General features: G+C 48.0%; 6 protein-coding genes and 1 tRNA gene. 4 read left to right on the forward strand and 3 right to left on the reverse strand.

Going from position 1 to position 6,302, the window contains the following annotated elements:
- Positions 1-1,667: energy-dependent translational throttle protein EttA (gene ettA, locus Q0294_RS10735; protein ID WP_299464647.1), on the forward strand; the 1,667-nt coding region annotated here is incomplete at its 5' end.
- Between the two features lie 116 nt (positions 1,668-1,783).
- On the opposite strand, the gene Q0294_RS10740 is transcribed toward ettA, so the two are convergent.
- A complete protein-coding gene (locus Q0294_RS10740; protein ID WP_299464649.1) occupies positions 1,784-2,644 on the reverse strand; it encodes a hypothetical protein in 861 nt (286 codons plus the stop codon).
- Positions 2,645-2,982: 338 nt separating this feature from the next.
- On the opposite strand from Q0294_RS10740, the gene Q0294_RS10745 reads away from it, so the two are divergent.
- On the forward strand, positions 2,983-4,002 hold the full coding sequence (locus Q0294_RS10745; protein ID WP_299464651.1) for a Gfo/Idh/MocA family oxidoreductase: 1,020 nt from the start codon (positions 2,983-2,985) through the stop codon (positions 4,000-4,002).
- A gap of 163 nt (positions 4,003-4,165) precedes the next feature.
- Here the strand turns inward: Q0294_RS10745 and Q0294_RS10750 are convergent, their stop codons facing one another.
- Entirely contained in the window at positions 4,166-4,486 is a 321-nt protein-coding gene (locus Q0294_RS10750) for a branched-chain amino acid aminotransferase (protein ID WP_299464654.1), read from the reverse strand.
- Between the two features lie 144 nt (positions 4,487-4,630).
- Positions 4,631-4,909, reverse strand: a complete 279-nt coding sequence (locus tag Q0294_RS10755; protein ID WP_299464657.1) for a branched-chain amino acid aminotransferase — start codon at positions 4,907-4,909, stop codon at positions 4,631-4,633.
- 586 nt (positions 4,910-5,495) lie between these two features.
- On the opposite strand from Q0294_RS10755, the gene Q0294_RS10760 reads away from it, so the two are divergent.
- Together Q0294_RS10760 and Q0294_RS10765 are read left to right on the forward strand one after the other, a co-directional pair.
- Positions 5,496-5,567: transfer RNA gene (locus Q0294_RS10760), tRNA-Gly, on the forward strand.
- Between the two features lie 194 nt (positions 5,568-5,761).
- Positions 5,762-6,302 (forward strand): trigger factor family protein (locus Q0294_RS10765; RefSeq protein WP_299464660.1); only part of this gene is annotated, 541 nt, incomplete at its 3' end.

Below are 6,302 nucleotides of genomic sequence, written 5' to 3' on the forward strand. Positions count from 1 at the left end.
AACAATACATTATGCAACTGGAAGGCGTCACCAAAACCTATGAGCAGAAAGAAATTCTGAAAGACATCTGGCTTTCATTTTTTCCGGGAGCAAAAATCGGGGTATTGGGAGCCAACGGTGCGGGAAAAAGTACACTTCTGAAAATCATATCGGGAGAAGACACGACTTTTACAGGGGATGTCCGTCCTGCCAAGGGAATCAAAATTGGTCACTTTAAACAGGAACCGGACTTAGACCCGAAACAGACGGTTGATGAATGTATTGCAGAAGCAGTCAAAGAATCGCAGGCGATTCTGGACCGCTATAATCAAGTGAATATGTTGTTTGCAGAAGATCCTTCTCCCGAAGAAATGGAAAAGCTGATCGAAGAGCAGGCAAAACTTCAAGACCAGATCGATGTCGCCAATCTCTGGGAACTCGACCGGACACTGGAAATTGCCATGGACGCCATGCGCGTTCCCCCCGGGGATTCCGTGATTGGAACTCTTTCCGGTGGTGAACAACGTCGCGTCGCACTTTGCAAAATCTTACTGCAAAACCCCGACCTGTTGCTCCTGGATGAACCGACCAACCATCTCGATGCGGAATCGGTGGGGTGGCTGGAACGTTACCTGCACAGTTTCGCTGGAACGGTTGTCGCCATCACGCACGATCGCTACTTTCTCGATAATGTTGCCGGCTGGATTCTGGAACTGGAACGGGGCCGCGGCATTCCTTTTGAAGGCAATTATTCATCCTGGCTTGAACAGAAACAGTCCCGCCTGGCAGTAGAAGAAAAACAGGAATCCAAACGGCAAAAATTTCTCAAGCGGGAACTGGAATGGGTTCGCATGTCGCCTAAAGCACAGGCTTCTAAAAACAAGGCCCGTATCCAGCGCTACGAAGAATTAGCCGCAGAAGATTACGAAAAACAGGACGATGCTTCCGATATCCAGATCCCAATCTCCAGACCACTCGGAAGCCGGGTACTCATCGCGGAAAATGTAACGAAAGCATTCGGCGACAAACTCTTATTTGAGAACTTTACGTTCGAATTACCCCGTGGCGGAATTGTGGGTGTGATCGGCCCGAATGGTGCTGGTAAAACGACTCTGTTCAAAATGATCATGGGGCAGGAAAAACCGGACAGTGGGACTCTGGAACTGGGTGAAACCGTCCAGTTATCTTATGTGGATCAAAGTCGCGACTCGCTGAATCCGAAAAAAACCGTCTATGAGGAAATTTCGCAAGGTCACGAACATCTGGTAGTCGGCAAATCGAGCATTCATTCCCGCACCTATGTCGGTCGATTTAATTTCAAAGGGCCTGATCAGCAAAAGCTGGTGGGAGAACTTTCCGGTGGTGAGCGAAACCGGGTCCATATGGCAAAACTGCTGCGATCGGGTGGTAACCTGTTATTACTGGACGAACCAACCAACGACCTCGACGTCGATACGCTGCGGTCTCTGGAAGAAGGCCTGGAACATTACAGCGGTTGCGCACTGGTCGTCAGCCACGACCGCTGGTTTCTGGACCGTCTGGCAACGCATATCATCGCCTTCGAAGGTGACAGCAAAGTACGCTGGTTTGAAGGGAATTACAAAATGTATGAAGCCAAACGCCATGAGGAACTTGGCAAAGACGCCGACTCGCCTCACCGGCTTAAGTTTAGACCACTTTCACGCTAAGGTCATCTACGACAGCTGCTGCGTTGACTGATAATACATCACGAAAAAACGCAGCAGCCTGATTCTCTGATAACAAATCGAAGGGTCTTTCTTTAAAAGAAAGACCCTTTTCCTGTTTAGCGCCGGTTGCCTCTTGTTCTGCCGAAAGTGGAAACGGAATCAACGTCGGTTTTTGAGTTTGAGAATTCCTGACGCGTCTCTGCTGGTGTTTTTCGATTCACGTCAATCTGCGCCAATTCAACAATTTTTTTCGCAGCCAGCAATTGAGCTGTTGAGAAAAGTGGAACGCCATCGGCAATGATGTGATGTTTCTTTTCATTGGCAAGCTCCCGCCAATCCATATGGCTCGACAAATGCCAGGCAATCGCCTGCATCATTTCCCAGTCATCATAGCGGGGATCAAACTTCGTAAGTAACAACACCAATGCTTTGTCTTGAACCTGTGTTTCAATGGGCCGCAGTTCATAAGTTTTGATACTTGAAGGACACGGTTTCCCGTGTTCCAGACAAACCGATTGCAAACGTAAGCGAACCGTTTTTTCCGCCGGGATTGTGAACAGACCTTTAAAGTCCAAATTTTGATTGTTCCCCACAGGTGTCAGATTACCTCCGACTGCCTGACTCTTGCCTGTCTGCTGCTGTATTTTGTCCTGAAGTCCCTGCAGTAAACCATTGTCAGGACCGACTTGTGCCAGGACATGAACAGACGAAACTGCCGGCGGAATTTTCACGGTCAGCGGCTGCGCTGTTAAATTGGTAATAAACACAGATGAGTTATATGCGCTGATCGGGGCAACTCTCGCCGCGAGTTTCTGTTTTTCGATGCCTTCAAATAAATTGATCTGGGGTGCATCGGGCAGTAACTTTAAGGTCGTGATCATGCTGTTTTTGGGTGCGCCGCCGGCCGGTTCCACCAAAGTCCAGCCGACAATCAAAACGATTCCCATGATCGAAAGTAACTGTATTCGTTTGGTCATTTTCCACTCCTGTCTACCAGATTCCACTTCGAAATTTTGAGAACACTGTTCAATGCCCGCATCAATTTGGCTTGCATATGTTCAATGAATGCACACTAGAAACGTGTCCATTCATGTTGAGCGCAATCAAAACTATTTTTATTCGTGCGCGATGAAAAATCTCAAACGTCAACTGAACGACGATCACTTTACAGATCTTGGAAAGTCTGTGATATTGAGCGGAATTAGTGAGCAACCAAAGAATTGAATGATTAAAGATGTGCTGCTCTGTTTTTAATAATAACTATTTGGTTTGAAGATTTCAATTTTTTTTTCATAAATTACCGGAACTCATTCTTATGAAAGACTCAAACCGAACTGTGCGCTGGGGAATCCTGGGCACTGCTCGTATCGCAGAAAAAATCAGTATCGCCATTCATCAGGCCGAGAATGCCGAACTCACTTGCATTGCCAGTCGCGACTCTGCGAGAGCAGCCGCCTGGGCACAAAAGCATCATGTCAAACGCAGTGTCGGCAGCTATGAAGCACTTCTGCATGATCCCGAAATTGATGCGGTTTATATTCCACTCCCTCCGTCGATGCATGGTGAATGGACTGTTCGTGCAGCCAGAGCCGGCAAACATGTCCTCTGTGAAAAACCGCTGGCTTTAAATGTTAACCAGACCAGAGAGATGCGCCGGGTCTGTCTGGAGAACCAGGTTCAACTGATGGATGGAGTCATGTGGTATCACCATCCTCGTGCCCACCAGATCCTCAAAATGATTCGCAGCGATGCGCTCGGAGAACATCGACGCTTCACTTCATCATTTACCTTCAGCTGGGATAAAGTCCCCGAAAATGATTTACGGCTTCAACGCGACCTGGGCGGCGGTTCCCTGGGAGATCTTGGCTGGTATTGTATCGGTGCGGCACTCTGGGCGTTTAATGAACTCCCTCAAAAAGTCTTCGGAACCGCTCGTCCTTACAATGATGTTGATTACAATTTTTCGGGAATCATGTGGTTCAGCAAAGATCGCATCGCATCATTCGACTGCGGTTTTGACGTTAGCATGCGGAAGTGGTTTGAAATCGCAGGCACGAAAGCATCTTTATATTGTGATGATTTTACACGCCCCTGGGATACCGGCAGTCCTAAGTTTTATGTCAACGATGGTCATGGCAATTCCACCGAGTACGAAACGGAAGCGCCATTACAGGAAACCTGCATGATCAATCACTTTTGCGATATTATCCGCTCAAGCCGATTAGAACAGCAATGGGCTGACCTCGGAATTAATACGCAAAGAGTGCTCAACGCCATCGACTACTCTTCCCGTACGGAAAAAGTCGTGAATCTGGCAGACTTCTTCCCGAGTTGATCTCCATAAAAAAAGCACCCTCACCATTTACATGATGAGGGTGCCTGAGGTGGAGACCTCCGCCTCGATGCAAGCCTGCTTCCACTTCGGAAAACGCTGTTTTATTTTTGAACCCGCGTGCCATGGAGCAGCATCCGCCGGCGGGTTTTATTTTGTGAGTGGCTTATCTGTAGTGGCCGCGGCCTTCCTGAACGGGGGAACGATCGCAGACGATATCGTTCTCGCCATCACAGAAGTCGGCCTGGTCGTTAAAGTTGCTGCCGTCGGTGCAGCCTTTATGACCATGTGCACCGGCTACATAAAAGCTCTGGTTAATCCGCCCGAAGGCACTGCCCACGTCTTCCAGTTCCTGGTTCACGCCGTGGGCCACTTCGCTCAGCCCGACGATCATCGACAACACGGCGATGGTTGAGACAAGCACTAACTCAGACGAGACAATAAATCCCGCCTCTTCATTACACAGTTGAATCAGCATGGTTTTCATGGTGATGGACTCCAATAAGATCGGTTCTGTTTTTGTTTCGGGTTGAAAAAAGCCCGCAGAGGTGGTGAAGCCCTGCGGGCGGTCGTCATCGGAAAGAAAGCACGTTTCGGGTAGAGAGAGAGTTGTCAGAGGGTGAAGAAAAGATTATTGCACGTCCCACTGACCTGAGCAGAAGTCAGGGCAATCCTGGAAGCTGCTGGATTCGGTGCAGCCTTTGTGGCCGTGTGAGTAGCTGAGTTTGTAAGACTGATTGATAGAAGAGAAGGCACTGCCCACATCTTCCAGTTCCTGGTTGACATTGTTGGCGACTTCAGACAGCCCGACGATCATGGCGAGAACCGCGATGCTGGAAATCAGTACGAGTTCTGCAGAAACAATGAATCCGGCTTCGTCGTTGATCAGTTGATTGATGACATTTTTCATAGTGGTGGTCTCCTGGTTGTTATATTTGAAGATTTGCATCGAGTGAATCGTTTCAGTGTTGATACAGGGGTGTAAAGCAACCTGAATACCAATCGGACCAAAGCGCCAAAAAGTTTTTACATTCTGCTCAAGATGTTGTCCGTAAACTGTTATTAGATAAGGAGATAAAAAAAGTGTATTCCCGGCATTTTTTCCGGACCGGGCTCATTCGGACCAAAGGGGGGATGAGGTCAAATCGCAACACGCACGAGGGAAGAACGGACTATAAATACGTAAACTGTTTTGAAATATACAGTTAACGTGTGGTTGCCTCAAAACAACATGGTGAGAATCATCAACGTGATGGCGGGGACCAGTCTCCAGGCAGGAATCATCCCGCATAATCCATCAAATTGTCAGAGTTTGATTCAAACTGTCTGGCCGCAGTAGGATTCCAGTTAAAAAATCAAAAAAGTCACTGATAACCATGATTTACTTCGTCTCATACTCTTGACCTCTGAGAATAAGAAGACATAATCTCAGCACAGGAACCACGTACCTTTACCGCTAGTGTTTCACTCACTAATGGTCAGGTTCGGGTTCACTTGCGGGTGTAGCTCAGTGGTAGAGCACCACGTTGCCAACGTGGTTGTCGAGGGTTCAAATCCCTTCACCCGCTCTTTTTTTCGCATGCAAGATCTCAGGGAAATAACATCAGCCCCCATCATCTGAATGAGGGGCTTTTAGTACTTTTAAACCAGTATTAGAAAAGTAGCAGTATCGCCGTTCCGCAACTGCCGCCCTGAGATTTGTTGCCGAAAATTGGTAATGCCCCTACAGCTTCCTACAAATAATAAAGAAAAGGATTGGATCGTGACTGACGAACTCGCCACAACTGATGCAACCGCTGACGAAACTGAATCTGCGGCCAGCGAGTACAAGATGTCCGTGACCGCCAAAATTGACGAGGTTGGTCCTTGTAAAAAACACGTCACGGTTTCTGTCCCTCGCGCTGATATTGACCATTACTATTCTGAATCGGTCGCAGAATTAGGAGGCCAGGCAACGGTTCCCGGTTTTCGTGTTGGTCATGTCCCCCGCAAACTGGTTGAAAAACGCTTTAAACAGGAACTTTCGGATCAGGTTAAACAGCGGGTGCTGATGGAAAGCCTTGAACTGATTGCTGAAGATAACGACCTCGACCCGATCAACGAACCCACGATTGATGTCGAAAGCCTCCAGATTCCCGAAGAAGGCGAATTCACATTCGAATTTGAAGTGGAAGTTCGCCCCGATTTCAAAATCCCTGAGTACAAAGGTTTGAAGCTGGAACGTCCCGTTCGAACCATTGAAGAGAAAGACATTGACGAATACCTGAAACGCTTCCTGGGCCAGTATGGTGAAATGGAAGAGC

It is taken from the genome of uncultured Gimesia sp. (assembly GCF_937919775.1).
Lineage (GTDB): Bacteria > Planctomycetota > Planctomycetia > Planctomycetales > Planctomycetaceae > Gimesia.

What these genes read in the sequence shown, in the direction of transcription:
- Q0294_RS10740 (WP_299464649.1), bottom strand. Translation starts at nt 2,644, where the DNA reads ATGACCAAACGAATACAGTTACTTTCGATCATGGGAATCGTTTTGATT.
- Q0294_RS10745 (WP_299464651.1), top strand. Translation starts at nt 2,983, where the DNA reads ATGAAAGACTCAAACCGAACTGTGCGCTGGGGAATCCTGGGCACTGCT.
- Q0294_RS10750 (WP_299464654.1), bottom strand. Translation starts at nt 4,486, where the DNA reads ATGAAAACCATGCTGATTCAACTGTGTAATGAAGAGGCGGGATTTATT.
- Q0294_RS10755 (WP_299464657.1), bottom strand. Translation starts at nt 4,909, where the DNA reads ATGAAAAATGTCATCAATCAACTGATCAACGACGAAGCCGGATTCATT.